Source organism: Streptomyces sp. NPDC045678 (assembly GCF_056432085.1).
On sequence record NZ_JBWKJS010000007.1, the window covers coordinates 327,651 to 354,029 of the forward strand.

24 protein-coding genes are annotated in these 26,379 nt (G+C 71.1%); 16 read left to right on the plus strand and 8 right to left on the minus strand.

The features are described 5' to 3' along the window. The first annotated feature begins 8 nt into the window (after positions 1–8). The gene (locus AC07DO_RS25545; protein WP_479062908.1) at positions 9–2,228 is read left to right on the plus strand and encodes an NADP-dependent isocitrate dehydrogenase; all 2,220 of its coding nucleotides are present in this window, start codon (positions 9–11) and stop codon (positions 2,226–2,228) included. 223 nt (positions 2,229–2,451) lie between these two features. On the opposite strand, the gene AC07DO_RS25550 is transcribed toward AC07DO_RS25545, so the two are convergent. Further along, the gene (locus AC07DO_RS25550; protein ID WP_479062910.1) at positions 2,452–3,246 is read right to left on the minus strand and encodes a LysR family substrate-binding domain-containing protein; all 795 of its coding nucleotides are present in this window, start codon (positions 3,244–3,246) and stop codon (positions 2,452–2,454) included. 57 nt (positions 3,247–3,303) lie between these two features. Here AC07DO_RS25550 and AC07DO_RS25555 point away from each other — a divergent pair, with 57 nt between their 5' ends. Together AC07DO_RS25555 and AC07DO_RS25560 are read left to right on the plus strand one after the other, a co-directional pair. Further along, on the plus strand, positions 3,304–3,720 hold the full coding sequence (locus AC07DO_RS25555) for a DUF5997 family protein (RefSeq protein WP_479062912.1): 417 nt from the start codon (positions 3,304–3,306) through the stop codon (positions 3,718–3,720). 147 nt (positions 3,721–3,867) lie between these two features. Next, entirely contained in the window at positions 3,868–4,614 is a 747-nt protein-coding gene (locus tag AC07DO_RS25560; protein ID WP_479063258.1) for an alpha/beta fold hydrolase, read from the plus strand. On the opposite strand, the gene AC07DO_RS25565 is transcribed toward AC07DO_RS25560, so the two are convergent. From AC07DO_RS25565 to AC07DO_RS25580, 4 genes are all read right to left on the minus strand, one after another. Beyond that, positions 4,607–5,452, minus strand: a complete 846-nt coding sequence (locus tag AC07DO_RS25565; RefSeq protein WP_479062913.1) for a chitosanase — start codon at positions 5,450–5,452, stop codon at positions 4,607–4,609. The two genes, AC07DO_RS25560 and AC07DO_RS25565, sit on opposite strands and share 8 nt — an antisense overlap. Continuing rightward, entirely contained in the window at positions 5,449–6,438 is a 990-nt protein-coding gene (locus AC07DO_RS25570) for an RNA polymerase sigma-70 factor (protein ID WP_479062915.1), read from the minus strand. Before AC07DO_RS25570 ends, AC07DO_RS25565 begins: the two co-directional genes overlap by 4 nt. Positions 6,439–6,470: 32 nt before the next feature. Next, the gene (locus AC07DO_RS25575; protein WP_479062918.1) at positions 6,471–6,944 is read right to left on the minus strand and encodes a carboxymuconolactone decarboxylase family protein; all 474 of its coding nucleotides are present in this window, start codon (positions 6,942–6,944) and stop codon (positions 6,471–6,473) included. Positions 6,945–7,183: 239 nt separating this feature from the next. Further along, entirely contained in the window at positions 7,184–7,735 is a 552-nt protein-coding gene (locus AC07DO_RS25580) for a GtrA family protein (protein WP_479062919.1), read from the minus strand. A gap of 286 nt (positions 7,736–8,021) precedes the next feature. Between AC07DO_RS25580 and rph the strand changes: the two genes are divergently transcribed. Further along, positions 8,022–10,688: a rifamycin-inactivating phosphotransferase gene (gene rph / locus AC07DO_RS25585; protein WP_479062920.1), complete on the plus strand. Its 2,667-nt coding sequence runs from the start codon at positions 8,022–8,024 to the stop codon at positions 10,686–10,688. A 48-nt stretch (positions 10,689–10,736) separates the two neighbouring features. On the opposite strand, the gene AC07DO_RS25590 is transcribed toward rph, so the two are convergent. Further along, entirely contained in the window at positions 10,737–11,324 is a 588-nt protein-coding gene (locus tag AC07DO_RS25590) for a TetR/AcrR family transcriptional regulator C-terminal domain-containing protein (RefSeq protein WP_479063259.1), read from the minus strand. Positions 11,325–11,403: 79 nt separating this feature from the next. Between AC07DO_RS25590 and AC07DO_RS25595 the strand changes: the two genes are divergently transcribed. The 7 genes from AC07DO_RS25595 (at position 11,404) to AC07DO_RS25625 (ending at position 18,264) form a co-directional block, all read left to right on the plus strand. Further along, on the plus strand, positions 11,404–12,681 hold the full coding sequence (locus tag AC07DO_RS25595) for an FAD-dependent monooxygenase (RefSeq protein ID WP_479062922.1): 1,278 nt from the start codon (positions 11,404–11,406) through the stop codon (positions 12,679–12,681). A gap of 45 nt (positions 12,682–12,726) precedes the next feature. Next, positions 12,727–13,755, plus strand: coding sequence for an N-acetyl-gamma-glutamyl-phosphate reductase (argC, locus tag AC07DO_RS25600; RefSeq protein ID WP_479062923.1), 1,029 nt, complete (start codon positions 12,727–12,729; stop codon positions 13,753–13,755). After that, positions 13,752–14,903 carry a bifunctional glutamate N-acetyltransferase/amino-acid acetyltransferase ArgJ gene (gene argJ / locus AC07DO_RS25605; protein ID WP_479062925.1) on the plus strand — a complete coding sequence of 384 codons (1,152 nt, stop codon included), beginning with the start codon at positions 13,752–13,754 and terminating at the stop codon, positions 14,901–14,903. Before argC ends, argJ begins: the two co-directional genes overlap by 4 nt. Next, entirely contained in the window at positions 14,900–15,832 is a 933-nt protein-coding gene (gene argB, locus AC07DO_RS25610) for an acetylglutamate kinase (protein WP_479062926.1), read from the plus strand. Before argJ ends, argB begins: the two co-directional genes overlap by 4 nt. Then, positions 15,829–17,034, plus strand: coding sequence for an acetylornithine transaminase (locus AC07DO_RS25615; RefSeq protein WP_479062927.1), 1,206 nt, complete (start codon positions 15,829–15,831; stop codon positions 17,032–17,034). Before argB ends, AC07DO_RS25615 begins: the two co-directional genes overlap by 4 nt. A 7-nt stretch (positions 17,035–17,041) precedes the next feature. Then, on the plus strand, positions 17,042–17,587 hold the full coding sequence (locus tag AC07DO_RS25620; protein WP_479062929.1) for an arginine repressor: 546 nt from the start codon (positions 17,042–17,044) through the stop codon (positions 17,585–17,587). An 80-nt stretch (positions 17,588–17,667) separates the two neighbouring features. Then, positions 17,668–18,264 (plus strand): hypothetical protein, encoded by a 597-nt coding sequence (locus AC07DO_RS25625; protein WP_479062931.1) that lies wholly within the window; start codon positions 17,668–17,670, stop codon positions 18,262–18,264. Positions 18,265–18,278: 14 nt separating this feature from the next. Here the strand turns inward: AC07DO_RS25625 and AC07DO_RS25630 are convergent, their stop codons facing one another. Beyond that, positions 18,279–18,980, minus strand: a complete 702-nt coding sequence (locus AC07DO_RS25630) for a pyridoxamine 5'-phosphate oxidase family protein (protein ID WP_479062933.1) — start codon at positions 18,978–18,980, stop codon at positions 18,279–18,281. Between the two features lie 164 nt (positions 18,981–19,144). Between AC07DO_RS25630 and AC07DO_RS25635 the strand changes: the two genes are divergently transcribed. The 5 genes from AC07DO_RS25635 to AC07DO_RS25655 all read left to right on the plus strand — a co-directional run bounded on the left by AC07DO_RS25635 (position 19,145) and on the right by AC07DO_RS25655 (position 25,029). Continuing rightward, positions 19,145–20,344 carry an argininosuccinate synthase gene (locus tag AC07DO_RS25635; protein WP_479062935.1) on the plus strand — a complete coding sequence of 400 codons (1,200 nt, stop codon included), beginning with the start codon at positions 19,145–19,147 and terminating at the stop codon, positions 20,342–20,344. 33 nt (positions 20,345–20,377) lie between these two features. Continuing rightward, positions 20,378–21,808 (plus strand): argininosuccinate lyase, encoded by a 1,431-nt coding sequence (gene argH / locus AC07DO_RS25640; RefSeq protein ID WP_479062937.1) that lies wholly within the window; start codon positions 20,378–20,380, stop codon positions 21,806–21,808. Positions 21,809–21,880: 72 nt separating this feature from the next. After that, entirely contained in the window at positions 21,881–22,855 is a 975-nt protein-coding gene (locus AC07DO_RS25645; protein WP_479062939.1) for an aldo/keto reductase, read from the plus strand. A gap of 78 nt (positions 22,856–22,933) precedes the next feature. Continuing rightward, positions 22,934–23,485 (plus strand): TetR/AcrR family transcriptional regulator, encoded by a 552-nt coding sequence (locus AC07DO_RS25650; RefSeq protein WP_479062941.1) that lies wholly within the window; start codon positions 22,934–22,936, stop codon positions 23,483–23,485. Then, positions 23,482–25,029, plus strand: a complete 1,548-nt coding sequence (locus AC07DO_RS25655) for an MFS transporter (RefSeq protein WP_479062942.1) — start codon at positions 23,482–23,484, stop codon at positions 25,027–25,029. The genes AC07DO_RS25650 and AC07DO_RS25655 overlap by 4 nt, the downstream gene beginning before the upstream one ends. Positions 25,030–25,362: 333 nt before the next feature. Here AC07DO_RS25655 and AC07DO_RS25660 read toward each other — a convergent pair whose 3' ends face one another. Continuing rightward, positions 25,363–26,052, minus strand: coding sequence for a lysophospholipid acyltransferase family protein (locus AC07DO_RS25660; RefSeq protein WP_479063261.1), 690 nt, complete (start codon positions 26,050–26,052; stop codon positions 25,363–25,365). Between the last annotated feature and the right edge of the window lie 327 nt (positions 26,053–26,379).

A 26,379-nucleotide genomic window follows, 5' to 3' on the forward strand; every position in this document is an offset into this window, starting at 1 on the left:
AGCACCCGGTGACTGACTCGACCATCATCTACACCCACACTGACGAGGCCCCGGCCCTGGCGACCCATTCGTTCTTGCCGGTGGTCCAGGCCTACGCCTCGACGGCCGGTGTCGGCGTGGAGACCCGCGACATCTCGCTCGCGGGGCGCATCATCGCGAGCTTCCCGGAGCGCCTGGAGGAGAGCCAGCGCATCTCCGACGCCCTCGCCGAGCTCGGCGAGCTGGCCAAGACGCCCGGGGCGAACATCATCAAGCTGCCCAACATCTCGGCCTCGATCCCGCAGCTCAAGGCCGCGATCGCCGAGCTGCAGGGCCAGGGCTACGCGCTCCCCGACTACCCGGACGACCCGAAGACCGACGAGGAGCGCGACATCCGCGCCCGCTACGACAAGGTCAAGGGCAGCGCCGTCAACCCGGTCCTGCGCGAGGGCAACTCCGACCGCCGCGCCCCCGCGTCGGTCAAGAACTACGCCAAGGCGCACCCGCACAGCATGGGCGCCTGGACGGCCGACTCGAAGACGAACGTCGCCACCATGGGCGAGAACGACTTCCGCTCGACCGAGAAGTCCGCGGTGATCACCGAGGCCGGTTCGCTGCGCATCGAGCTCACCGGTGACGACGGCTCCACCACCGTCCTGCGCGAGTCCGTACCGGTCCTCGAGGGCGAGGTCGTCGACGCCTCCGTCATGCGCGTCGCCGCGCTGCGCGAGTTCCTCAAGGAGCAGGTCGCCCGCGCCAAGGCCGAGGGCATCCTCTTCTCCGTGCACCTCAAGGCCACGATGATGAAGGTCTCCGACCCGATCGTCTTCGGCCACGTGGTCCGCGCCTTCTTCCCGAAGACCTTCGCGGCGCACGGCGAGACCCTCGCCGCCGCGGGCCTGACCCCGAACGACGGCCTCGGCGGCATCTTCAAGGGCCTGGAGTCGCTGCCCGAGGGCGCGGAGATCAAGGCGTCCTTCGAGGCCGAGCTCGCCGAGGGCCCGGAGCTCGCCATGGTCGACTCCGACAAGGGCATCTCCAACCTGCACGTCCCGAGCGACGTCATCGTCGACGCCTCCATGCCGGCCATGATCCGCACCTCGGGCCACATGTGGGGACCGGACGGCGAGGAGCACGACACCCTCGCGGTCCTGCCGGACAGCAGCTACGCGGGCATCTACCAGGTCGTCCTCGACGACTGCCGCGCCAACGGCGCCTACGACCCGTCGACGATGGGCTCCGTCCCGAACGTCGGCCTCATGGCGCAGAAGGCCGAGGAGTACGGCAGCCACGACAAGACCTTCGAGATCCCCACCACGGGCAACGTGCGGGTTCTCGACGGCGCGGGCAACGTCGTCCTGGAGCAGACCGTCGCCGCCGGTGACATCTTCCGCATGTGCCAGACCAAGGACCTGCCGATCCAGGACTGGGTGAAGCTCGCCGTCACCCGTGCCCGCGCCACCGGCAACCCGGCCGTCTTCTGGCTGGACGACACCCGCGCCCACGACGCCGTGCTCATCGGCAAGGTCGAGCGGTACCTCGCCGACCACGACACCGAGGGCCTGGACATCCGGATCATGGCGCCGGTCGAGGCGACCGCGTTCTCCCTGGAGCGCATCCGCCGCGGCGAGGACACCATCTCCGTCACCGGCAACGTCCTGCGCGACTACCTCACCGACCTCTTCCCGATCCTGGAGCTGGGCACCAGCGCCAAGATGCTGTCGGTCGTCCCGCTGATGAACGGCGGCGGCCTCTTCGAGACGGGCGCCGGCGGCTCCGCCCCGAAGCACGTCCAGCAGCTGGTCAAGGAGAACTACCTGCGCTGGGACAGCCTGGGCGAGTTCCTCGCCCTCGCGGTCAGCTTCGAGCACCTCGCCACCACCACGGGCAACGCCCGTGCGCAGATCCTCGCCGACACCCTGGACCGCGCCACGGCGACGTTCCTGGAGAACGACAAGTCGCCGAGCCGTCGCCTCGGCGGCATCGACAACCGCGGCAGCCACTTCTACCTCGCCCTGTACTGGGCGCAGGAGCTGGCCAAGCAGACCGACGACGCGCAGCTCGCCGAGGCCTTCGCGGCCTTGGCCAAGACGCTGGGCGAGCAGGAGCAGACCATCGTCGACGAGCTGATCGCCGTGCAGGGTTCGCCGGCCGACATCGGCGGCTACTACCAGCCGGACGCGGAGAAGGCCTCCAAGGTCATGCGCCCGTCCGCGACGCTCAACCAGGCCCTGTCGATCCTGGGCTGACGTCCAGGGCGTCCAGGGCGTCCATGACGTCCATGACGTTGCCGTAGCGCAGCATCACGAGGAGGGGCCTCCCGCCACGACGGCGGGAGGCCCCTCCTCGTCGTCCCGTCACACGTCCCGCACCCGCAGGACGAGCGCGCCCACCAGCACTGTCGCCGCCGCATAGTCGCCCAGTACGTCGTTGCCCGCCCTCCGGGCGGGCGACGGGACTTCGACACGGGCCTCAGGAGCGGCGGCGGGGCTTGCCGCGCTTGGGGGCGCCCGTGGAGCGAGCCCCCTGCCCGCCGCCCTTGCCCTTCGGCTTGCCGGATGCGCCCGGCTTCCGCTTCGCCTGGGCCGCCCGGGCGGCCTTCGCCCTGGCCACGTCCTTGTCCGTGCCGGAGCCCTTGCCCTGCGGCGGGGTCTGGGCGCGGCCCCGGGAGCTGTTGACCGTCCGGCCGCGGACGATCCCGATGAAGTCCTCGACCAGATCCGTGGTCTCGGCCTCCGGCCACGACAGGGCGACGCGCGACTCCGGGGCACCCGTCACCGGACGGTAGGTGAGGTCCTTGCGGTGGTACAGGCGGGCCAGCGACTGCGGTACGACCAGGAGGCCCACCCCCGCCGCCACCAGCTCCACCGCGTCCTCCGTCGTCGCGGGACGCTCGTACGCGGGCAGACCCGGCCGCCGCTCCCACTCCAGCGTCTCGTCCAGCGGGTGGAACACGACCTCGTCGGCGAGATCCTCGACGGACACCTCGTCGACCGCGGCGACGACGTGGTCCTTGGGAATCACGACGACCGTCGTCTCGGTGTAGAGGGGGATCGCGCTGAGGTCCGTACGGTCAATGGGCAGCCGTACGAAACCGGCGTCGGCGCCACCCGCACGCAGCACGTCGGGCGCCTCGGCCGCGGTCACGGTGAGGAGAGCCAGCGGGACGTCGGGCAGCCGCTCGTTCCAGATACGCACCCATTTGGCGGGCGTCACCCCCGGGACGTAGGCGAGCCGGAACGAAGGGGATACTTCCGAGCCTGTCACCTCGCCAGGCTACCCGCCGTGGTCGGGACCGGCCCACATGGTCGATACCCTGGACCCATGACGTCGCACCAGACCACCCAGACCATGAAGCCCGCGACCGCGGCGAAGAAGCTGGGTGTGTACCTCCAGGCCACGCCCGCCGAGTTCCAGGAGGGCGTCGTCTCGCGCAGCGAGTTCAACGCGCTGCAGGCCGACCCGCCCGAGTGGCTCCAGGAGCTGCGGCGCAACGGCCCGCACCCGCGCCCCGTCGTCGCGGCCAAGCTCGGCGTCTCCATCGCGGGCCTCGCGCGCGGCGGAGTGACCGAGCCGCTCACCACGGAGCAGATCGACGCGCTGAAGGAGGAGCAGCCCGGCTGGCTGCGGCAGGAGCGCGCCACGCAGGCCGAGGTGCGCAAGGACGCGGTACGCATCAAGGAGAAGCAGGCGGAGCAGGCGGAGAAGCGGGCGGCACGCGGCGAGGACCCGCGCGACTGAGCGGTTCCCGGCTGATCGGGGGAGAGCGCGGGGGAAGGCGGGGGAGCCGTGGGGTCCGAGGAGACGACGGCGGACGGGACGGACGGGAGCGGCACCGGGGGCGTGGCCGGCACCGGCGGTGTGGTCGGCACTGGCGGTGTGGCCGACGTGAGAGGTGCGGCTGACGCACCGCCCATCGTCCTCGTCCACGGAACCCGCCTCAACGCGGGCCAGTGGAGCCCTCAACTGGCCGCGCTGCGGGACGACTTCCCCGTGGCCGCGGTCGATCTGCCCGGTCACGGCGCCCGCTCCGCGGAGCCCTGGAGCCTCGCCGCGGCAGCGGAGATCATCGCGTCCGCGGTGGACGCGCTCGGCCGCGGACCCGCCCTGGTCGTCGGCCACTCCCTCGGCGGGTACGCCGCGCTGGAGTTCGCCCGCCGCCACCCGGACCGGCTGTGCGGCCTCGTCCTCGCGGGCGCGAGCGCCTCGACCCGGGGCGCCTGGGCGACGCCGTACCGGTGGGCCGCGGGACTCGTCCCCCGGCTGCCCGAGGACCGGCTGGCCCGGTGGAACGACCGCCTGCTGCGACGCCTGTACCCGCCGGAGGTCGTCGCGGACACCATCCGCTCCGGCTACGCGTTCCACACGCTGCCGGACGCCTGGGGCGAGGTCATCGGCCGCTTCGACGCGAGCGCGATGCGGCACGTCGCTGCGCCCGTCCTCATCCTCAACGGAGAGAAGGACACCGTCTTCCGGTCCGGCGAGGCGGCGTTCGCCCGCGCCCATCCGCAGGCCCGTATCGAGCTGATCCCCGGCGCACGACACCTCGCGAACTTCGACGAGCCGGACGCCTTCACCTACGCGGTGCGCCGCTTCGCGGACCGGCTGCCGACGGCTCCGGCCGCCGTCACGTGATGGTGTAGGTACTGCCGAACGCGGTGACCTCGAACGGCCCGTCGAGGTCGTGGTTGCCGCTCTTCGCGATCCGGCGCAGCGCCTCGACGCGGTCTACGGACCTGCGCCACTCCTCGGCGGTGCCGGGGTTCGCGGGATGGGTCAGATCGTCGACGCGTACGTCGAAGAAGGTGTCGAGCCATGCCTTCTCGCCCGCCTCCGAGGGCGGCCCCGCCTCGGCCGTCGTCCGCTTGATCAGGGCGGGCAGCCCGTCGCGGTCGGGGCCGTTCCCGTGCTGGATCGAGGCGTCGTACAGCTCGGCGAGCGCGAGCGGGCTGCGGAGACCGGCCTTCTCGGCGGCCCGGGCAGCGGGCGTGAAGTAGCGCTCGTCGACCTGGGCGTCCTGCACGTCGCGGAAGACGGGGTCGGCGGCGGCGCGCTTCCAGGCGGCGATGAACCCGGCGTCGGGGAACGGGCCGGATCCGCCCGAACCCTCCCCGCCGGCCTCGCGCTCCAGACCGGGGACGAAGCGGGCGAGCGGGTTGTCCGGCTCCCGCTTCGTGTAGGCCCGGACGACTTCGAGCGCGTCACCGTCGCCGGTGGTGAAGCCCGCCCGGCCCGCGGTGACGCCCCGGCCGTCGCCGAGGTTCTCCGCGTACGCGTACTGGATCTTGGTGGTGCCGTTCTCGAAGACGCTCACCAGCTGGTCCGCCCGCCGCCGCTGATCGGCACCGAGCCCGCCCTGCGCGCTGTCGCCCCCGTTCTCGTCCGCGCAGCCGGCCGTCAGGCCGAGGGCGACGATGGCGACCAGTGCGGCACCGGCCCGTGCGACGCGCCGCGCACCGCTCAAGACCGTCATACCTCTTCTCTCGGTTCCGACTGTTCCCACTGTTCCGACTGTTCCGGCTGTCCCGACTTTTCCGACCGCGGGAGCCGGTGCGCGTGCCGCGTCGCACGGTCGATGGCCCAGATGTCCGCCGTCGGCCCCAGGTGCCGCAGCTTGTCGGGGTTGACGACGAGACGGATCATCTGGATCCGCCCGTCGACCACGTCGAGGCTCAGCGTGTGGACGACCTTGCCGTCACGGTCGCGGAAGACCGCGCCGGGCCGGCTGTTGATCTCGTACGTCTCGTACGTCACGCCGATCCCCGCCATCCGCGGGAACGCCATCGCCAGCATCCGGCTCACGCTGACCGGGCCGGTGAGCGGCTTGGACAGCTGCGGGCCGTTGCCGCCGCTGTCGCCGATCATCGACACCTCGGCGGAGAGCAGTTCCCGCAGCCCGGCGACGTTGCCCTCGCTGAGCGCGTCGAAGAAGCGGGACGCCAGCTTCTCCCGCTCCTCGTGTGCCGCCGCGAACCGTGGCAGCCCCGCCCGCATGTGCCGCCGCGCCCGCACGAGGAGCTGCCGGCAGGCCGCCTGGGACCGTTCCACCGCCCCGGCGACCTCGTCGAACTCGAAGCCGAACACGTCCCGCAGCACGAACACGGCCCGCTCCAGCGGACTGAGCCGCTCCAGCAGGACGAGCGCCGCCATCGACACCGACTCGGCGAGCTCCGCCGCCCGCGCCGGATCCTGGTACGGATCGTTCAGGAGCGGCTCGGGGAACCAGGGGCCGACGTACTGCTCCCGCCGCACCCGCGCCGACCGCAGCACGTCGATGGAGACCCGCGTGACCGCGGCGGACAAGTACGCCTTGGTCGACGCCGGCCGGGTCGTGGAGCCGTCGAAGCGCAGCCAGGTCTCCTGCACCGCGTCCTCGGCCTCGCCCACGCTCCCCAGGATCCGGTAGGCGATCGAGAACAGCAGCGGCCGCAGCTCCTCGAACTCCTCGACCTTGCTCATATGGCCCCCATCGATGTCCCTGTCCGCCCCGGTCAGTGCATCTGACCGGGCACGTAATCACCCGCCGGCTGCCGCGTGATGATGTTCAGCCGGTTCACCATATTCATGAACCCGATGTGGACCACCAGCGCGGTGAGCTCGTCCTCGTCGTAGTGCCGCGCGGCGCGGGCCCACACCTCGTCCCCGACCCCGCCGGCCGCGTCCGCGACCCGGGTGCCCTCCTCCGCCAGCTCCAGCGCGGCACGCTCGGCCTCGGTGAACACGGTGGCCTCGCGCCATGCCGCCACGAGATTCAGCCGCAGCGAGGTCTCACCCGCCAGCGCGGCCTCCTTGGTGTGCATGTCGATGCAGCCCGCGCAGCCGTTGATCTGACTGACCCGCAGCGCCACCAGCTCCTGCGTCGCCGGGGGCAGCGTCGAGTCCTGCAGCGCCTTGACCCCCGACAGGAAGTACTTCATGGCCTTTCCGGCATTGGGCCGGCTCATGTAGTTCAGTCGCGCGTCCATGCTGTGCTCCCTACGGTGACGATTCCCGGCGGCCCTTGCCGACCTCCGGCCTCTACACCCCTGGGACGAGACAGCCGACCCCCCTGTGACACGCCGGAATGTGACCTGCGTCTCGACCGCGCGCCCCAACGTCACGGATCCGCGGTGGGCCCCGCCCTCGCTCACGACACCGGCGCTGCGCCGGCGTCCCGCGGAGTCGAGGTCCGCGGTCTGAGCCGGGTGGCCGGGTGGCGGCCCGGTCAGGCCGCCGGGCAGAGCGCCGCCGTCTCGGCCGGGACGGCGGCGCGGGGCGCGGGCACGGTCACGGGCACGGATGCGGATGCGGGGCGGGCCGCGTCGTCGGGCGTGGTCCGCGGGCGGCGGCCACGGGCGAAGACGACGACGCGCAGCACCGCGAACCGCGCGACCCCGGCGAGCGCGGACGCGGACAGATAGACGACCTGCTCGAGCATCGCGCCGGGCGCGGCCACCAACTGCTGCAGGATCAGCATCGCCGCGCAGGTCACCACGTACGCCGCCGCCGCGGACCCGGCCGACTGCACGTGCTGGCGCCAGGTCGCCCGGCCGCCCGCACCGAAGGTGAAGCGGGCGTGCAGCTCGGTGGCCAGCACCGTGGAGACCGCGGTGACCAGCGCGTTGGCCACGGCCCACGGAAGCGAGAGGGCGAGGCCCGCCACGGCGAAACTGGACGCGAGTCCGACTCCGCCGCCGCAGAGCACGAAGCGGGCGAAGGCGCGTAAGGCGCCGGGCGCCGTCCCGTGCTGTCTCTCCGCGTGCTCTGTCGATGCCATGTCCTGCCCCCCACCCCGTGGCGATCCGTCGTGTCGCCCTGTGGTGCCATCATGGCACACATGTGGTGCCACTGCTCAGGATTTATGGCGCCATGCGCGATGCCGGGCCTCGGCGCGGCGGAATCGGGCTCCGTCGTCGGCGACCCGGAAAACAAAAAAGGCAAGGAGAGAGAGCTCTCCTTGCCACTATCAACTTATAGCGTCCTGGGGGGCTTGCCACAAGGCCCCGGGTACGGCGCACAATCGTCGGCCAAAGCCACTACCTGCGGAAACGGGGCGCCGAACGATGGGCACGCAGTACGTGATCGACCTTGCAGAGGTCGACGAGCGACAGACCGCCAGTGTCGGCGGAAAGGGCGCGCATCTGGGCGCACTGGCACGGATCGGCGGCGTCCACGTGCCGGCCGGTTTCTGCGTGACGACCGACGCGTACCAGCGCATCGTCGCGCAGACGCCCTCTCTCGACGACCGGCTCGACCGGCTGGCGGGGCTGAGCCCGGACGACCAGGAGGGCATCCGGACGCTGAGCGCGGAGATCCGCCGGGTCATCGAGGACACCGCACTCCCGGACGGCCTCGCGGAATCGGTCACCCGCGCACTCGCCCGTACCGGGGAGCGGGCCGCCTATGCCGTACGGTCCAGCGCGACCGCCGAGGACCAGCCGGCAGCCTCGTTCGCCGGCCAGCAGGACACGTATCTCAACATCGTGGGGGCGGCGGAGATCCTGCGGCACATCACACGCTGCTGGGCCTCGGTCTTCACCGAACGAGCCGTGGTCTACCGCAGGCGCAACGGCGTCGACCACCGCACGGTCCACATGGCCGTGGTCGTACAGCGGATGGTCTTCCCGGACGCCGCGGGCATCCTCTTCACGGCCGACCCCGTCACGGGCGACCGGACGACCGCCACCGTTGACGCCGGCTTCGGCCTCGGCGAGGCTCTCGTCTCCGGCCTCGTGAACCCGGACGTCTTCACGGTGCGGGACGGCGGAGTCGTCGAGAGGACCATTGCCGCCAAGGAGCGAGCCGTGTACGCGCTGCCCGCCGGTGGCACAGAGGAAGTCGCGGTCGACGCACGGCGGCAGAAGGAGCCGTCGCTGACGGACGACCAGGTCGTGGAGCTCGAACGGATCGGGCGGCGGATCGAAGCGCACTTCGGCCGGCCGCAGGACATCGAGTGGTGCCTGGCCGACGACGGCTTCCAGATCGTGCAGAGCCGACCGGTCACCACGCTCTTCCCCGTCCCCGAGCGCGACCCCGACGGTGGCAGCGGCCGGGAGAGCCGCGTCTACGTCTCCGTCGGCCACCAGCAGATGATGACCGACGCCATGAAGCCCCTGGGGTACTCCATGTGGCAGCGGACGGCCATGGCCGACATGTACGAGGCCGGGGGACGGCTCTTCGTCGACGTGACCCCGCGCCTGGCCGCGCCCGACACCCGCGCCGCCCTCCTCGACGTCATCGGGAAGGGCGATCCGCTGACCAGGGACGCGCTGGAGACCGTCATCGACCGCGGAGGTTTCGCCGCCCCGCCGCTCCCGGACGAGGCGGAGCCGCCGCCCGGGAGCCCGGCGGCCGCCACCCCGCCGCCCGCCGCCACCCCGCCGACGACCGCGCCCGACTCCGCGACCGCGCCCGACCCGGCCATCGTCACCGAGCTGATCGCGCGCAGCGAGGCGTCCGTCGCCGCGCTGGAGCGCGACATCCGCACGAAGACCGGTCCCGAGCTGTTCGATTTCCTCGCCGACGCCTTCGTGGAGCACAAGAGAGTCCTCGGCGACCCGTTGAGCTTCCAGGCGCTCATGGCGGGCATGAATGCCACCTGGTGGCTCAACGACAAGCTCCAGGAGTGGCTGGGGGAGACGAACGCGGCCGACACGCTCACCCTGTCCGCCCCGGACAACATCACGTCCGAGATGGGCCTCGCGCTGCTCGACGTCGCGGACGCGATCCGCCCGTACCCGGAGGTCGTGGCGTATCTGAAGGGCGTCGAGGACGAGGGCTTCCTGGAGAGCGACGAACTGGCGGCGCTCCCGGGCGGGGCCGCGACGCGGGACGCCATCGAGGCCTACCTCGACCGGTACGGCGCGCGCTGTGTCGGCGAGATCGACATCACGAGGCCACGGTGGCGCGAACGCCCCACCGCACTCGTCCCGGTGATCCTCGACAACGTCAGGAACTTCGGCCCCGGCGCCGCCGCGCTCCGTTTCGAGGAGGGGCGGCGGAAGGCGGCGGAGAAGGAACGGGACGTGCTGACGCGCCTGCGGGCCCTGCCGGACGGGGAGTCGAAGGCCGACGAGACCAAGCGGATGATCGACCGGGTCAGGACCTTCATCGGGTACCGGGAGTACCCGAAGTACGGCATCATCCAGCGCTATTTCGTCTACAAGCAGGCCCTGCTGGGCGAGGCCGAACGCCTGGTGCGGGCGGGTGTGCTCGCCGAGAAGGAGGACATCTTCTACCTCACCTTCCAGGAACTCCACGACGTGGTGCGCACGCACCGGACGGCCGACGCCGGACTCGTCCAGCGGCGCAAGGACGACTTCCGGTGGCACGAGGAGCTCACGCCGCCCCGCGTCCTCACCTCGGACGGCGTGGCCCTCTCCGGCGCGTACCGGCGCGACGACGTGCCCGAAGGCGCCCTCACCGGCCTCGCGGTCTCCGCCGGGACCGTCGAGGGGCGGGCCCGCGTCATCCTCGACATCGCGGACGCCGACCTCGAAGCGGGCGACATCCTCGTCACCACCTTCACCGACCCCAGCTGGTCGCCGCTGTTCGTCGCCGTCGCGGGCCTGGTGACCGAGGTGGGCGGCCTGATGACCCACGGCGCGGTGATCGCCAGGGAGTACGGCCTGCCCGCGGTCGTGGGCGTGGAGAAGGCCACCCGACTGATCCGGGACGGCCAGCGCATCCGCGTCCACGGAACATCCGGGTACGTCGAGATCCTGTCGTGACGTGTGACTCGGCGTTTCGGTCGGCACTGTCGGCCAATGGTTTGGCGATCAGCGTTCGGATTCAGGGTGGACCGTGGAGTCGGCCGGGGCGGTGCGTTGTAGGAGGCCGCCCAAGATGAGGGCGAGGCCCGCCTCGAATGCCGCTTCGTGGTCGAGGAGCGGGACATCGGCCGGCAGGTCCGCCTGCGGGCCCGCGTCCGCCTGTTCCTCCAGCACGCAGCCGACCGTGTACCGGCCGGCGGCCAGCATCGCCATCTGTGCGTCCTTCTCGGGTACGCCGGAGGTGACGAGGAAGTTCATCTTGTGCCGGATCCGGTCGAGGTCGCCGGTCGGAGTGCTGCCGGCGTGCAGACGTGCGCCGTCGCGGCGCAGCAGCAAGGTGCGCCGGAACCTGCGCGAGTTCTCCAGGAACCACTCCTGCCAGTCGTCCTCGGGTGTCGGGAGCGGCGCGGTGGTGTGAGGGGTCATGGCGGCCTCGGCCATGGCCGTCAGGAGGTCCTTCTTGGTCCGGAAGTGGTAGTAGAGCGACGGCTGTTCGACGCCGAGCCGTCTGGCCAGCCGCCTGGTGCTCACGGTGTCCAGGCCCACTTCGTCGAGCAGGTCCAGTGCCTCGGCGACGACGGTCTCGCGGTTCATCTTGGTCACGTTGACATTCTATCGGTGATAGATGACTCTGAAGAGGAATCAATCACCGATAGAATTCGGGGTGGCCGTCATGACGGACGAGATCACGAAGCCTCCACTGCGGGTTCTGGTCGCCGGTGGCGGCGTCGCCGGACAGGCGCTGGCCTTCTGGCTCTCCCGCGGCGGTCACCGGGTGACGGTCGTCGAGCGTTTCCCGGCGCTGCGCGCCTCGGGCGCCCAGATCGACCTGCGCGGGCAGGGCGTCGAAGCGGTCGAACGCATGGGGCTGCTGGACGCGGTGCGCAGTCGGCTGGTGGACGAGGCGGGTGTCGCGTTCGTCGACTCGCACGGGAAACCGAGGGCGACGATCATGGCGAACACCTCCGGCCGGGGCCGCCAGACCCTCACCTCGGAGTACGAAATCATGCGCGGTGACCTGGTGCGCATCCTGCACGACGCGGCAAGGGACGGCGCCGAGCACGTCTTCGGCAAGAGCGTCGACGGCTTCGACCAGGACGAGCGCCACGTCACCGTCCACTTCTCGGACGGAACCTCCGGAGGGTACGACCTGCTGATCGGCGCGGACGGCCAAGGCTCACGCGTCCGCCGGGCGCTCCTGCCGGAGGGCTTCGACCCGTACCGGCGCATCGGCATCCACATGGCGTACTGGTTCGTCCCGCGCATCGCCTCCGACACCAACATCCGCGACACCTGCATGGTCCCGGGCGGCCGGCAGATCATGCGGCGCAGCCACAACGCGACGGAGACCCAGGTGTACTTCGTGATGCGCGAGGAGTCGGTGGAAGCCTCCGAGATCCACCGCGCTCCCCTCGACCGGCAGCAGAAGTTCTGGGCCGACCGCTTCCGCGATGCCGGATGGCAGACCGAACGGTTCGTCGAGGGCATGCGGACGAGCCCGTTCTTCTACTCCCAGGAGATCGCCCAGGTGCGCACCGACATCTGGTCCAAGGGGCGCGTGGTCCTGGCCGGTGACGCCGCGCACTGCGCCTCCCCCTACAGCGGCATGGGCGTCTCCGGCGGCCTGGTCGGCGCCTACGTCCTGGCCGGTGAGATCAACCGGCACGCCGACGACCTGCCCACCGCCCTGGCGAACTACGACCGCGTACTGCGGCCCTTCGTCGACGAGATCCAGGCCGAGGTGAACCCGCGCCTGCTGCGCGTGGGCATGCCCATGGGCAGACGCGTGATCAGCGCCTTCCAGACGGCCACCGCGCTCGCCTGCTTCCTCCGCGTCCCCGACCTGGTCGCGCGGTGGTCCAAGCAGGACCGCGGCGGCGACTGGCGGCTCCCGACGTACCCCGTCCCGGTCGCCGAGCAGAACCGCCGTCCCCCCACCCGGATTGCATAAAACTTCGGTGATACGTATAGTCATGCCATCCAAGAGGAGGGTTCCATGAGGGTACGCGCAGCAGTGGCAGGAGCGAGTGGGTACGCGGGCGGCGAACTGCTGCGTCTGCTGCTCGCGCACCCCGGGGTCGAGATCGGTGCCCTCACCGGCAACACGAACGCGGGCCAGCGCCTGGGCGCGCTGCAGCCGCACCTGCTGCCGCTCGCCGACCGGGTTCTGGAGCCGACCACGGCGGACGTCCTCGCAGGGCACGACGTCGTCTTTCTCGCGCTGCCCCACGGGCAGTCCGCCGCCGTCGCCGAGCAGCTCGGCCCGGACGTCCTCGTCGTCGACATGGGCGCGGACTTCCGGCTGGAGGACGCGGGCGACTGGGAGAAGTTCTACGGGAGCCCGCACGCCGGGACCTGGCCCTACGGCCTGCCCGAACTGCCGGATGCCCGCGCCGCGCTGGCGGGCACCCGCCGCATCGCCGTGCCCGGCTGCTACCCCACCGCCGTCTCCCTCGCGCTCTTCCCCGCGTACGCCGCGGACCTCGTCGAGCCCGAAGCGGTGATCGTCGCGGCCTCCGGCACCTCCGGCGCGGGCAAGGCGGCCAAGCCGCACCTCCTCGGCTCGGAGGTCATGGGCAGCATGTCCCCGTACGGCGTCGGCGGAGCCCACCGGCACACGCCCGAGATGATCCAGAACCTCAGCGCCGCCGCGGGCACCCCCGTCTCCGTCTCCTTCACGCCGACCCTGGCGCCGATGCCCCGCGGCATCCTCGCCACCTGCAGCGCGAAGGCCAAGGCCGGCGTCACCGCCGAGTCCGTGCGGGAGGCGTACGCGAAGGCGTTCGCCGACGAGCCGTTCGTGCGGCTCCTCCCCGAGGGGCAGTGGCCCGCCACCGCCTCCGTGTACGGCTCGAACGCCGTGCAGATCCAGGTCGCTTACGACGGGACGGCCGGGCGCGTCATCGTCATCAGCGCCATCGACAACCTCACCAAGGGCACCGCGGGCGGCGCCCTGCAGAGCATGAACATCGCCCTCGGCCTCGACGAGGCCACCGGGCTCACTACGATCGGAGTCGCGCCGTGAGTGTGACGGCAGCCAAGGGATTCACGGCGGCGGGCATCGCCGCCGGCATCAAGGAGAACGGCAACCCGGACCTGGCCCTCGTGGTCAACACCGGGCCCCGCCTGGCCGCCGCGGGCGTCTTCACCTCCAACCGCGTCAAAGCCGCCCCCGTCCTCTGGTCGGAGCAGGTACTCAAGGGCGGTCTCGTCTCCGCCGTCGTCCTCAACTCCGGTGGCGCCAACGCCTGTACGGGACCGCAGGGCTTCCAGGACACGCACGCCACCGCCGAGAAGGTCGCCGACGTGCTCTCCGTGAACGCGGGGGAGGTCGCCGTCGCGTCGACCGGACTCATCGGCGTGACCCTCCCCATGGACAAGCTCCTGCCGGGCGTCGACAAGGCCGCGGGTGAACTCTCCGCGCACGGCGGCGAGAAGGCCGCCATCGCCATCAAGACCACCGACAGCGTGCACAAGACGTCCGTGGTCACCAAGGACGGCTGGACCGTCGGCGGCATGGCGAAGGGCGCGGGCATGCTCGCCCCCGGCCTCGCCACGATGCTCGTCGTGCTCACCACCGACGCCGACGTCGACGCCGACGTCCTGGACCGGGCGCTGCGCGACGCCACCCGGCTCACCTTCGACCGCGTCGACTCCGACGGCTGCATGTCGACCAACGACACCGTGCTGCTGCTGGCCTCCGGAGCGGCCGGAACCACCCCGGAGTACGCCGAGTTCGCCGACGCCGTCCGCGAGGTCTGCGCCGACCTCGGCCGCCAGCTCATCGGCGACGCCGAGGGCGCGAGCAAGGACATCAAGGTCGACGTGGTCAACGCCGCGAGCGAGGCCGACGCCGTCGAGGTGGGCCGTTCCATCGCCCGCAACAACCTCCTCAAGTGCGCCCTGCACGGCGAGGACCCCAACTGGGGCCGGGTGCTCTCCGCCATCGGCACCACCTCCGCCGTCTTCGACCCGAACCAGCTGAACGTCGCCATCAACGGCGTCTGGGTCTGCAAGAACGGCTCCGTCGGCGAGGACCGCGAGCTCGTCGACATGCGCTACCGCGAGGTCGTCATCACCGCCGACCTGGCGGCCGGCACCGAGTCCGCGACGATCTGGACCAACGACCTCACCGCGGACTACGTCCACGAGAACAGCGCGTACAGCTCATGAGCACTCCCACCGCGCGCAAGCACACCGCGCTCCCCAAGGCCCAGATCCTCATCGAGGCACTCCCCTGGCTGACCCGGCACCGCGGCAAGACCGTCGTCATCAAGTTCGGCGGCAACGCCATGGTCGACGAGGCGCTCAAGGCCGCCTTCGCCCAGGACGTCGTCTTCCTGCACCACGCGGGCCTCAAGCCCGTCGTCGTGCACGGCGGCGGACCGCAGATCAGCAAGGCCCTCGACCGGCACGGCATCGTCAGCGAGTTCAAGGCGGGCCTGCGCGTCACCACCGAGGACGCCATGGACGTCGTCCGCATGGTGCTCGCTGGACAGGTGCAGCGCGAGCTCGTCGGCCTGCTCAACCAGCACGGCCCGCTCGCCGTCGGCCTCACCGGCGAGGACGCCCACACCATCACCGCCACCAAGCACCAGCCCCGCATCGAGGGCGAACTGGTCGACATCGGCCGGGTCGGCGAGATCACCGAGATCGACACGGGCGCCATCGAGGCGCTGCTCGCCGACGGCCGCATCCCGGTCGTCTCCTCGATCGCCCGTTCCCAGGACGATCACCATGTCTACAACGTCAATGCTGATACGGCGGCTTCGGCACTCGCTGCGGCGCTTGGTGCCGAGACCCTGATGGTCCTCACCGACGTCGAGGGCCTCTACGAGGACTGGCCGAACTCCGACGAGGTCATCAGCCGCCTCACCGCGAAGGAGCTGGAGAAGCTCCTGCCCGAGCTGGCCAGCGGCATGGTCCCCAAGATGGAGGGCTGCCTGCACGCCGTGCGCAACGGCGTCGAGACGGCCCGCGTGATCGACGGGCGCGTCCAGCACTCGATCCTGCTGGAGATCTTCACGGACGAAGGCATCGGCACGATGGTCGTGCCCGACCACGACGACGACACCGGCACCGGTACGGAGGGGGAGTCATGAGCAACCAGGAGCTGACCGCGCGCTGGCGGGACGCACTCATGGACAACTACGGCACGCCGAGGCTGCCGCTGGTGCGCGGCGCGGGCACCAGGCTGTGGGACGCCGACGGCAAGGAGTACCTCGACTTCGTCGGCGGCATCGCGGTCAACGCGCTCGGCCACGCGCACCCGGCGCTCGTCGAGGCCGTGAGCGCCCAGATGGGCGCCCTCGGCCACGTCTCCAACCTCTTCGTCGCCGAGCCGCCCGTCGCGCTCGCCGAGAAGCTGCTGCAGCTCTTCGGCCGCGAGGGCCGCGTGTACTTCTGCAACTCCGGCGCCGAGGCCAACGAGGGTGCGTTCAAACTCGGCAGGCTGACCGGCCGCCCGCACATGGTCGCCACCCGGGGCGGCTTCCACGGCCGCACGATGGGCGCGCTCGCCCTCACCGGACAGCCCGGCAAGCAGGAGCCGTTCGTACCGCTGCCCGGAGAGGTCACGCACGTCCCCTACGGCGACGTGGACGCCCTCCGCGCAGCCGTGACCACCGACACCGCCCTCGTCATCATCGAGCCGATCCAGGGCGAGAACGGTGTCGTCGTGCCGCCCGCGGGCTACCTCAAGGCGGCCCGGGAGATCACCGAGGCCACCGGAACGCTCCTCGTCCTCGACGAGGTGCAGACCGGAATCGGCCGCACCGGCCACTGGTTCGAGTACCTGGCGCACGACGGCGTACAGCCGGACGTCGTCACGCTCGCGAAGGGTCTGGGCGGCGGTCTCCCGCTCGGCGCGACCGTCGCGTTCGGCGCCGCCGCCGAGCTCTTCAAGCCCGGTCACCACGGCACGACGTTCGGCGGGAACCCCGTCGCGTGCGCCGCGGGCCGCGCCGTGATCGACACCATCGAGGCGGAGGGGCTCCTCGACAACACCAAGCGCGCGGGCGAGAAGCTGCGCGACGGAATCGAGTCACCGGGACACCCGCTCGTACGGCATGTAAGGGGCTCGGGCCTCCTGCTCGGTATCGTGCTCACCGAGCCGCTCGCGCCGAGGGTGCAGCAGGTGGCTCAGGACGCCGGCTTCCTCGTGAACGCGCCCGCCCCCGATGTCGTACGGCTGATGCCGCCGCTGAACGTGCGCGACGAAGAGGTGGACGCGTTCCTCGGGGCCCTGCCCGGCATCCTGGGCAAGGCTCTTGAAGCCGACGGGGACGAACGATCCGGAGAATGAGACGACGATGAGCCAGGCGCAAGGCAACGAGCATGCCGACCACGCGGGTCCCGCCGTGCCACAGACCCGCACCGCACGTCACCGCCGGATCGTGGACATCCTCAACCGGCAGCCGGTGCGCTCCCAGAGCCAGCTGGCGAAGCTGCTCGCCGACGACGGCCTGACGGTCACCCAGGCGACGCTCTCCCGCGACCTGGACGAGCTGAACGCGGTGAAGATCCGCAACGCCGAGGGCGACCTCATCTACGCGGTCCCGAGCGAGGGCGGTTTCCGCACCCCGCGCGCACCGCTCGGCGAGTCGGCCAAGGAGGAACGGATGCGCCGCCTCTCCGCGGAACTCTTGATCTCCGCGGAAGCCTCGGCCAACCTCGTCGTCCTGCGCACCCCACCGGGCGCGGCCCAGTTCCTGGCCTCCGCGATCGACCAGGCCGAACTCCACGACATCCTGGGCACGATCGCGGGCGACGACACGTTGATGCTGATCAGCAGGGAACCGGCGGGAGGCCAGGCGCTGGCGGACCATTTGCTGCGGCTGGCCTCCAACGAGCACTAGGGCCAAGCCCGTTCGCGCCCTGCGCCATCGGCCGGTGACACCCTTCTGTTCCGTACGCCCCACGCCCTACCGTGCACCGCATGAGTGGACGACGTCAGCGTTCCTTGCCGCTCCTCACCGTCGCCTGCGGTGCCGCGCTGCTGGTGGTCACTTCTTGCGGCACGGGCGGCGGCACCCCCGCCGCCCGTGCCGGTGACGCGGAGCCCTCCGCGTCCGGTGGCAACGGCGGCCGCTTCGAGATGAAGTGCTACGGGTCCTTCACCGACATCGAGGGCACCCCGCCTGCCGGCCACCCGACGGGCTGCCGCGAGCGGCCCACGCCGCCCCCGACGCCCACCGTCACCATGACGCCCCGCTTCGAACGGTCGAAGGGCTGGGGAGGGCCGACCTGCGCGCCGCGGGACAGCTGGGGGGTGACCCGGCACGGGTCCCCGCTGAAGTGCTCTCCGCACGGTGACGAGCGCGAGTGGGTGTGGCCACCGGGCCCGAGCGAGGACGAGCCCTGTGTCGACGAGGACGAGTGGGTCATCCGGACCCCTCCGCGCAGCATGGTCTGCCGCGACGGGGACTGGCTGCGCAAGCCGTTGAAGAACCCCGACCCCGCGCCCTCGGACACGTCGAAGCCCGTGTTGCACCCTCCCGCCGGGAGGTGGCACACGGGCGTTCCCGGTTCCTGACGCGCTGCCCCGGCTCAGGACCGCTCGGACCGCCGCGCCCGATACGCCCCGAGTTCTCCGTGCCCACCTCGAACGCCGTCGCCCGGGACGCCGGTGGGCCGAGTCGGGGGGATGCGCCCGGGTTCGGCCGGGGTGGGGGTGGGCGGCAGCGGCAGGGGGAGTCCGGGGAGTCCGTCGATGCTCTGGGCGATGTGGTCCTTCTTGGTGAAGTACGCGCTGAGCGACGCGTCGTCCTCGCGCGCGAACCGCTTGCCGTGGATGTCGCGGTCGTCGTCGTACGTCATGAAGGGCACCGCGTATCCGCAGCTGTCGCGGATGAGGTCGGCCGTCACGACGATGACGGCGCGCAGCCCGTGCGGTGTCGGGTCGATGCCGGGGAAGTGGCCGAGGAGTTCCGCGAAGCGCGGGTCGTCGCGGAAGACGGGCTCCCCGCGGCCGTGCACCCGCACGATGTTCGGCGGCCCCTGGAAGGCGCACCACATGAGCGTGATGCGGCCGTTCTCCCGCAGGTGGGCGACGGTCTCGGCGTTGCTGCCCGCGAAGTCCAGGTAGGCGACCGTCCGTTCGTCGACGACCGCGAAGGAGCCCTTGAGGCCCTTGGGGGAGAGGTTGATCGTGCCGTCGTCGGCGAGGGGCGCGGTCGCCGTGAAGAACATCGGCTGTTCCTCGATGAACGTGCGGAGCCTGCCGTCTATGCGCTCGTGAGTCTTTCCCATGGCTGCGGATTATCGACCAGAGGTCCTTCGGCTGTCTAACGATCTGCCGCGAGCGATCCACCGCGAGCGATTCACCACGAGTCATCGCGTTGACGAAACATACGGTGGACTGCATACTCATGCATAGCGGAGCACGCATACGCACCACACGCAGGGAGGGCCCCATGGCCGAGCGCGTCGTACTCGCCTACTCGGGCGGTCTGGACACCTCCGTCGCCATCGGCTGGATCGCCGAGGAGACGGGCGCCGACGTCATCGCCGTCGCCGTCGACGTCGGCCAGGGCGGCGAGGACCTCGACGTCATCCGCAAGCGCGCGCTCGCCTGCGGAGCCGTGGAGGCCGAGGTCGCCGACGCCAAGGACGAGTTCGCCGAGGAGTACTGCCTCCCGGCGATCAAGGCCAACGCCCTCTACATGGACCGCTACCCGCTGGTCTCCGCCCTCTCGCGCCCCGCCATCGTCAAGCACCTGGTCGCCGCCGCCGAGAAGCACGGCGCCGGCACCGTCGCCCACGGCTGCACCGGCAAGGGCAACGACCAGGTGCGGTTCGAGGCCGGCATCGTCGCCCTCGCCCCCGGTCTCAAGTGCCTCGCCCCCGTCCGCGACTACGCGATGACCAGGGACAAGGCGATCGCCTTCTGCGAGGAGAAGCAGCTCCCGATCGCCACCACCAAGAAGTCCCCGTACTCCATCGACCAGAACGTCTTCGGACGCGCCGTCGAGACGGGTTTCCTGGAGGACATCTGGAACGCGCCGATCGAGGACATCTACGCGTACACCGCGAACCCGGCCGAGCCGCGCGAGCCCGACGAGGTCGTCATCTCCTTCGAGGCCGGCGTGCCGGTCGCCGTCGACGGGGAACCCGTCACCGTCCTCCAGGCGATCCAGCGGCTCAACGAGCGCGCGGGCGCGCAGGGCGTCGGCCGGATCGACATGGTCGAGGACCGCCTCGTCGGCATCAAGTCCCGCGAGGTGTACGAGGCTCCGGGCGCCCTCGCCCTCATCACCGCCCACCAGGAGCTCGAGAACGTCACCGTCGAGCGCGAACTCGCCCGCCACAAGCGGCAGGTCGAGCAGCGCTGGGGCGAGCTGGTCTACGACGGCCTGTGGTTCTCCCCGCTCAAGCGGGCCCTGGACGGCTTCGTCAACGAGGCGAACCAGTACGTCACCGGCGACATCCGGATGACCCTGCACGGGGGACGCGCCGTCGTGACAGGCCGCAGGTCCAGCGAATCCCTCTACGATTTCCACCTCGCCACCTACGACTCGGGCGACACGTTCGACCAGTCCAAGGCGCAGGGCTTCATCGAGATCTTCGGCCTCTCCGCGAAGATCGCCGCACGGCGCAACCCGCAATTCCCGTAACAGTTTTCAGCAACAGCCTGAGGAGCACGTGCAGTGAGCAGCAACAACGGTGGTGACGTCCGGCTCTGGGGCGGACGGTTCGCCGACGGACCCGCAGAGGCCCTCGCGAAGCTGTCGGCATCGGTCCACTTTGACTGGCGCCTCGCCCCGTACGACATCGCGGGATCCCGCGCCCACGCGCGCGTGCTCCACACGGCGGGCCTGCTCACCGAGGACGAGCTCACCGGCATGCTGGACGGGCTCGACCGCCTGGAGGCCGACGTCGCCGACGGCTCGTTCGTCGGCACCATCGCCGACGAGGACGTGCACACCGCCCTGGAGCGCGGCCTGCTGGAGCGGCTCGGCCCGGACCTCGGCGGCAAGCTGCGGGCCGGACGGTCCCGCAATGACCAGGTGGCGACGCTCTTCCGGATGTACCTGCGCGACCACGCCCGGATCATCGGCGGCCTGCTCGCCGACCTCCAGGGCGCGCTCGTCGGGCTGGCCGAGGCGCACCCCGACGTCGCCATGCCGGGCCGCACACACCTGCAGCACGCCCAGCCGGTCCTCTTCGCGCACCACGTCCTCGCGCACGTCCAGTCCCTGTCCCGGGACGCGGAGCGGCTGCGGCAGTGGGACGCGCGGACGGCCGTGTCGCCGTACGGCTCCGGCGCGCTGGCAGGCTCCTCGCTCGGCCTGGACCCGCAGGCGGTCGCCAAGGACCTCGGGTTCGAGCACGGCTCGTCGGCCAACTCCATCGACGGGACGGCCTCCCGCGACTTCGTCGCGGAGTTCGCCTTCATCACCGCGATGATCGGCGTGAACCTCTCCCGGATCGCCGAGGAGATCATCATCTGGAACACGAAGGAGTTCTCCTTCGTCACCCTCCACGACGCCTTCTCGACCGGCTCGTCGATCATGCCGCAGAAGAAGAACCCGGACATCGCCGAGCTGGCGCGGGGCAAGTCCGGCCGCCTCATCGGCAACCTGACGGGCCTGATGGCGACCCTCAAGGCCCTCCCGCTCGCGTACAACCGCGACCTCCAGGAGGACAAGGAGCCGGTCTTCGACTCCTGCGACCAGCTGGAGATCCTGCTGCCCGCCTTCACCGGCATGATGGCGACGCTCACCGTCCACCGCGAGCGCATGGAGGAGCTGGCCCCGGCCGGCTTCTCGCTCGCCACCGACATCGCCGAGTGGCTCGTCAAGCAGGGCGTGCCGTTCCGCGTCGCGCACGAGGTCGCGGGCGAGTGCGTGAAGGTCGCCGAGGCCGAGGGCAAGGAGCTCGACGACCTCACGGACGACCAGTTCGCGAAGATCTCCGAGCACCTCACCCCCGAGGTGCGCACCGTCCTGAACGTGCCGGGCGCGCTCGCCTCCCGCGACGGCCGCGGCGGCACCGCCCCCTCGGCCGTCGCCGACCAGCTCGCCGACGTCAAGGCGGACCTGTCGATCCAGAAGGAGTGGGCGGGCGCCCGCAGGTGAGAAACGGGCATCGCGGGTTACGTTGACGGGAACCCCCTACAACCGGGAAACCCCAACAACGAGGAGCCCGCGATGCCCTTCGCCAGGCTGGCCGAAGCCACGACCCCGACCGCGCACATAGGGCTCGGTCTCGCCGCCGTCGGCAGGCCCGGCTACATCACGCTCGGCCGCGACACCGACCTGCCGCACGAGCGCACCGTCGAGGCCCTGCGGGCGCGCGCCCTCGAACTCCTCGACGCCGCCTACGCGTCGGGGGTCCGCTACATCGACGCGGCCCGCTCGTACGGCCGCTCCGAGGAATTCCTCGGCGATTGGCTGAAGTCCAGGCCGGACGTCCGCGACGTCGTCATCGGCAGCAAGTGGGGCTACACGTACACGGCGGACTGGCGCACCGACGCCGAGGGCCCGCACGAGGTCAAGGACCACAGCCCGGCGGCGTACGACCGGCAGCGCGCCGAGACCGCCGAGCTCCTCGGCGACCGGCTCGACCTCTACCAGGTGCACTCCGTGACGCCCGAGAGCCCGGCGCTCACCGACAAGGAACTCCACGCCCGCCTCGCCGGGCTCGCGGCGGAGGGCGTCACCGTCGGCCTCTCCGTCAGCGGCCCCGAGCAGGCCGCGGCGATCCGCGCCGCCCTCGAGGTGACCGTCGACGGCGAGCCGCTCTTCCGCACCGTCCAGGCGACGTACAACATCCTGGAGACCTCCGCGGGGCCCGCGCTCGCCGAGGCGCACGACGCGGGGCTCACCGTCCTCGTCAAGGAAGGCCTGGCCAACGGCCGCCTCGCCGGTCCGTACGCGCCCACCGCGCTGCGCGAGGTCGCCGAGGAGACGGGCCTGGGCTGCGACGCGGTGGCGCTCGCCGTCCTGCTGGCCGAACCGTGGGCGGGCGTGGTCCTCTCCGGGGCGGCCACCTCGGTCCAGCTGGTCTCCAACCTGCACGCCGCGGCCGTCGACCTCGACGCCGGCCAGGTGGAGCGGCTGGTGGGGCTGGTGCAGGACCCGGCGGCGTACTGGGAGGGACGCGCGCGGCTGCCCTGGAACTGACGGGGCGGTCCCGAGCGGAAGGGGCCACCGTGAAGAACCCGTGAGACGTGGATGTCTCACACTGCTTATGCTTGTCTCATGTCAGTCGATCGCGACCAGGTCCTGCGCAGCGCCGCGGCCCTGCTCACCCGCAAAGCCACCTCCACCATGGACGAGGTCGCCCGTGCCGCGGGCATCAGCAGGGCGACCCTCCACCGCCACTTCGCGGGCCGCGACGCCCTCGTGCGCGCCCTCGAAGAGCTCGGCCTCCAGGAGTGTGAGGCCGCCCTCGTCCGGGCCCGGCTCGACGAGGACGGCGCCGGTGACGCGCTGCGGCGCCTGGTGAAGGAGATCGAGCCCGCCGCGGGCCTGCTCGCGTTCCTCTACACCGAGAACCAGCTCTTCGAGGGCGACGCGCAGCACGACGGCTGGTCCCACATCGACGAGCGGTTCGCCTCACTCTTCCGGCGCGGTCAGGAGAACGGAGAGTTCCGTATCGACCTGACACCCGTCTGGCTCACCGAGGCGCTCTACGGCCTCATCGGCTCCGGCGCGTGGGCCGTCCAGGACGGCCGAGTGGCCGCCAAGGACTTCTCGTACATGATCGCCGAGCTGCTGATCGGCGGCGCACAGCGGAGAGTGGAATCATGAGCAGCATCCACAAGGAGGCCGCGGCGCCCGAGGTCGAGCGCAGCCCGGGCCGTTGGCTCGCCCTGGCCGTACTCGCGCTGGCCGTGCTCCTCGTCGCCGTCGACGCGACCGTGCTCGGCCTGGCGACGCCGTACATCAGCGAGGACCTCAAGCCGTCCGGCACGCAGCTGCTGTGGATCGGTGACGTCTACTCCTTCGTCATCGCCGGTCTGCTCGTCTCCATGGGCAGCCTCGGCGACCGCATCGGCCGCAAGAAGCTGCTGCTCACCGGAGCGGTCGCCTTCGGCGCGGTGTCGGTCCTGAACTCCTACGCCACCAGTCCCGAGATGATGATCGTGGCCCGGGCGCTGCTCGGTGTCGCGGGTGCGACGCTGATGCCGTCGACGCTCGCGCTGATCCGCAACATCTTCCACGACCCGCGCGAGCGCAGCCTCGCCGTCGGCATCTGGGGCGCCATGGCGTCCGCGGGCGCCGCGGTCGGGCCCGTCGTCGGCGGCTTCCTGCTCGAACACTTCTGGTGGGGTTCGGTCTTCCTGATCAACCTGCCCGTGATGGCCGTGCTGGTCCTCGTCGGCATCAAGTTCCTGCCCGAGTCCAAGAACCCGGCGCCGGGCCCCTGGGACCTGGGCAGCGTCCTGCTCTCCCTCATCGGCATGATCGCCGTCGTGTACGCCATCAAGGAGGCTGCCGCGCACGGGCTGCGCTGGGACGTGGCCGCGACGGCGGTCGTGGGCGTCGCCGCGCTCGTCTGGTTCGTACGCCGCCAACTGACGCTTCCCGCGCCGCTCCTGGACATGCGGCTCTTCCGCAACCGCGGGTTCTCCGGGGCGGTCCTCGCCGACCTGCTCACCGTCCTCGGCCTCTCCGGCCTGGTCTTCTTCCTCTCCCAGTTCCTGCAGCTCGTGCAGGGGAGGCGGCCGTTCGAGGCGGGTCTGGCCGAACTGCCCGCGGCGGTGGGCGCGGTGGGCGCGGGCCTGATCGCGGGCATGGTGGCCCGCCGTTTCTCCGTACGGATGGTCGTCGCCGGCGGCCTCGCGGCGGTGGGCCTCTCCCTCGCCGCGCTCACGGCACTCGACCAGAGCACGGGCTATCCGCTCCTGGGTGCGGCGCTCCTGGTCGTGGGCATCGGCGCGGGCTTCTCGTTCACCGTCACCGCCGACGTCATCCTCTCCAGCGTCCCCAAGGAGCAGGCGGGTGCGGCCTCCGCGGTCTCGGAGACGGCGTACGAGCTGGGCGCGGCCCTCGGTATCGCCCTGCTCGGCTCCATCGTCACCGGTGTCTACCGCGACTTCACGGCCCCGCCCGGCACGCCGACGGACGTGGCGTCGGCGGCGCACGAGTCGCTGGGCGGCGCGGTGGAATCCTCGGCGTCCCTGCCCTCCGCCCAGGCGGACGTACTCCTCTCGTCCGCCCAGTCGGCCTTCGTCGACGGCCTGCGCCTGGCGGCGGGAGTGGGCGCGGCGGTCCTCCTGGCCACGGCGGCGGCAGCGTGGTTCCTCCTGAAGAACCAGAAACTGGAAGACGGCCCAAGCCCCGACCACTAACCGCTGACGCGGAGCCGGTCCCCTTTACTGCGGGCCGGTAGGGGCTGGTCGCGCAGTTCCCCGCGCCCCTGATACACCCGGCCGCCGCTGTCGACCGCGGGCCGCGGTGGGCTGGTCGCGCAGTTCCCCGCGGTGCTGAGGGGGTCCGTCCGTCGCCGGGTGCTGCGGGGGTTTTTAAGGGGCGCGGGGAACTGCGCGATCAGCCCCCACCGGTCCGCAGATGACGAAATAGCCACCCTCGTGCCGAGCAAGGAAAACAGGAACGCCCGCCCCGGCGCCGGGGAATGACCCCAGCCCCGGCGCGGGCGCACCGAAAAGACCAGCTACGGGCGGCTACGCCGCTTTCGCCTTCGTGGCGTACATGTCCACATACTCCTGCCCCGACAGCAACATGACCTCCGTCATCACGGAGTCCGTCACCGCCCGCAGCACATACCGGTCACGGTCCATCCCGTCGTACCGCGAGAACTCCATCGCCTCGCCGAAGCGGACCGTCACCTTCCCCGGCCGGGGAAGCCCCTTGCCGCCCGGCTGGAGCTTGTCCGTGCCGATCATCGCGAAGGGGACGACGGGCGCACCCGTCATCAGGGTGAGCCGCGCGATGCCCGTACGGCCCCGGTACAGCCGCCCGTCGGGGGAGCGCGTGCCCTCGGGGTAGATGCCGAAGATCTTGCCGTCGTCGAGGATGCGCCGCCCCGTCATCAGCGCCGCGACACCACCGCGCCCACCGTCGCGGTCCACGGGAATCATGCCGACGCCCGTGAAGAACCACGCCATGAGGCGGCCCTTGAAGCCCTTGCCGGTGACGTACTCGTCCTTGCCGATGAAGAACACCGGCCGGTTGGTCACGAGCGGCAGGATCATCGAGTCGATGAACGTCAGGTGGTTTCCGGCCAGAATGACGGGCCCGGTCCCCGGGATGTTCTCGGCGCCTTCTACCCGTGGGCGGAACATCAGGCGCAAGAACGGTCCGAGCACTGCCTTGATGAGCGCTAGACGGGACAACAGGCCCTCCGGTGTCAACGGGTCGACGACGAGTAAGTGCAGGTGAGTACGGTACTCGTGGGCCACCGCCCTTTGCACATCGGGTTCATGGACCCGATACACAGTGTTGACCTGATTCTGTGCCGTGTTGCCCGGGGTTGTCGCCTGTGTGACGACCGTATCCCCAAGGGGCGGGCGTGGCCCGAAGTAGTGGTCCTTGTCACGCGCGCCCTTCGCTCTGCGTGGCGACCCCCGAACACCGGCACCCGTCCCCATCGTGCGCCCATTCGCCACGCCACGTCATCCCGCCGTTCCCTCCAGGGTCTCCCACACGTCACTCCCGGCCACCTACGATCGGTCCCGCTT

Bases quoted from the DNA above. Each gene is read 5' to 3' on its own strand.
- AC07DO_RS25555 (WP_479062912.1), top strand. From the start codon at position 3,304: ATGACGTCGCACCAGACCACCCAGACCATGAAGCCCGCGACCGCGGCG.
- AC07DO_RS25565 (WP_479062913.1), bottom strand. From the start codon at position 5,452: ATGACGGTCTTGAGCGGTGCGCGGCGCGTCGCACGGGCCGGTGCCGCA.
- AC07DO_RS25570 (WP_479062915.1), bottom strand. From the start codon at position 6,438: ATGAGCAAGGTCGAGGAGTTCGAGGAGCTGCGGCCGCTGCTGTTCTCG.
- AC07DO_RS25575 (WP_479062918.1), bottom strand. From the start codon at position 6,944: ATGGACGCGCGACTGAACTACATGAGCCGGCCCAATGCCGGAAAGGCC.
- AC07DO_RS25580 (WP_479062919.1), bottom strand. From the start codon at position 7,735: ATGGCATCGACAGAGCACGCGGAGAGACAGCACGGGACGGCGCCCGGC.
- rph (WP_479062920.1), top strand. From the start codon at position 8,022: ATGGGCACGCAGTACGTGATCGACCTTGCAGAGGTCGACGAGCGACAG.
- AC07DO_RS25590 (WP_479063259.1), bottom strand. From the start codon at position 11,324: ATGAACCGCGAGACCGTCGTCGCCGAGGCACTGGACCTGCTCGACGAA.
- AC07DO_RS25595 (WP_479062922.1), top strand. From the start codon at position 11,404: ATGACGGACGAGATCACGAAGCCTCCACTGCGGGTTCTGGTCGCCGGT.
- argC (WP_479062923.1), top strand. From the start codon at position 12,727: ATGAGGGTACGCGCAGCAGTGGCAGGAGCGAGTGGGTACGCGGGCGGC.
- argB (WP_479062926.1), top strand. From the start codon at position 14,900: ATGAGCACTCCCACCGCGCGCAAGCACACCGCGCTCCCCAAGGCCCAG.
- AC07DO_RS25615 (WP_479062927.1), top strand. From the start codon at position 15,829: ATGAGCAACCAGGAGCTGACCGCGCGCTGGCGGGACGCACTCATGGAC.
- AC07DO_RS25620 (WP_479062929.1), top strand. From the start codon at position 17,042: ATGAGCCAGGCGCAAGGCAACGAGCATGCCGACCACGCGGGTCCCGCC.
- AC07DO_RS25625 (WP_479062931.1), top strand. From the start codon at position 17,668: ATGAGTGGACGACGTCAGCGTTCCTTGCCGCTCCTCACCGTCGCCTGC.
- AC07DO_RS25630 (WP_479062933.1), bottom strand. From the start codon at position 18,980: ATGGGAAAGACTCACGAGCGCATAGACGGCAGGCTCCGCACGTTCATC.
- AC07DO_RS25635 (WP_479062935.1), top strand. From the start codon at position 19,145: ATGGCCGAGCGCGTCGTACTCGCCTACTCGGGCGGTCTGGACACCTCC.
- AC07DO_RS25645 (WP_479062939.1), top strand. From the start codon at position 21,881: ATGCCCTTCGCCAGGCTGGCCGAAGCCACGACCCCGACCGCGCACATA.
- AC07DO_RS25650 (WP_479062941.1), top strand. From the start codon at position 22,934: ATGTCAGTCGATCGCGACCAGGTCCTGCGCAGCGCCGCGGCCCTGCTC.
- AC07DO_RS25655 (WP_479062942.1), top strand. From the start codon at position 23,482: ATGAGCAGCATCCACAAGGAGGCCGCGGCGCCCGAGGTCGAGCGCAGC.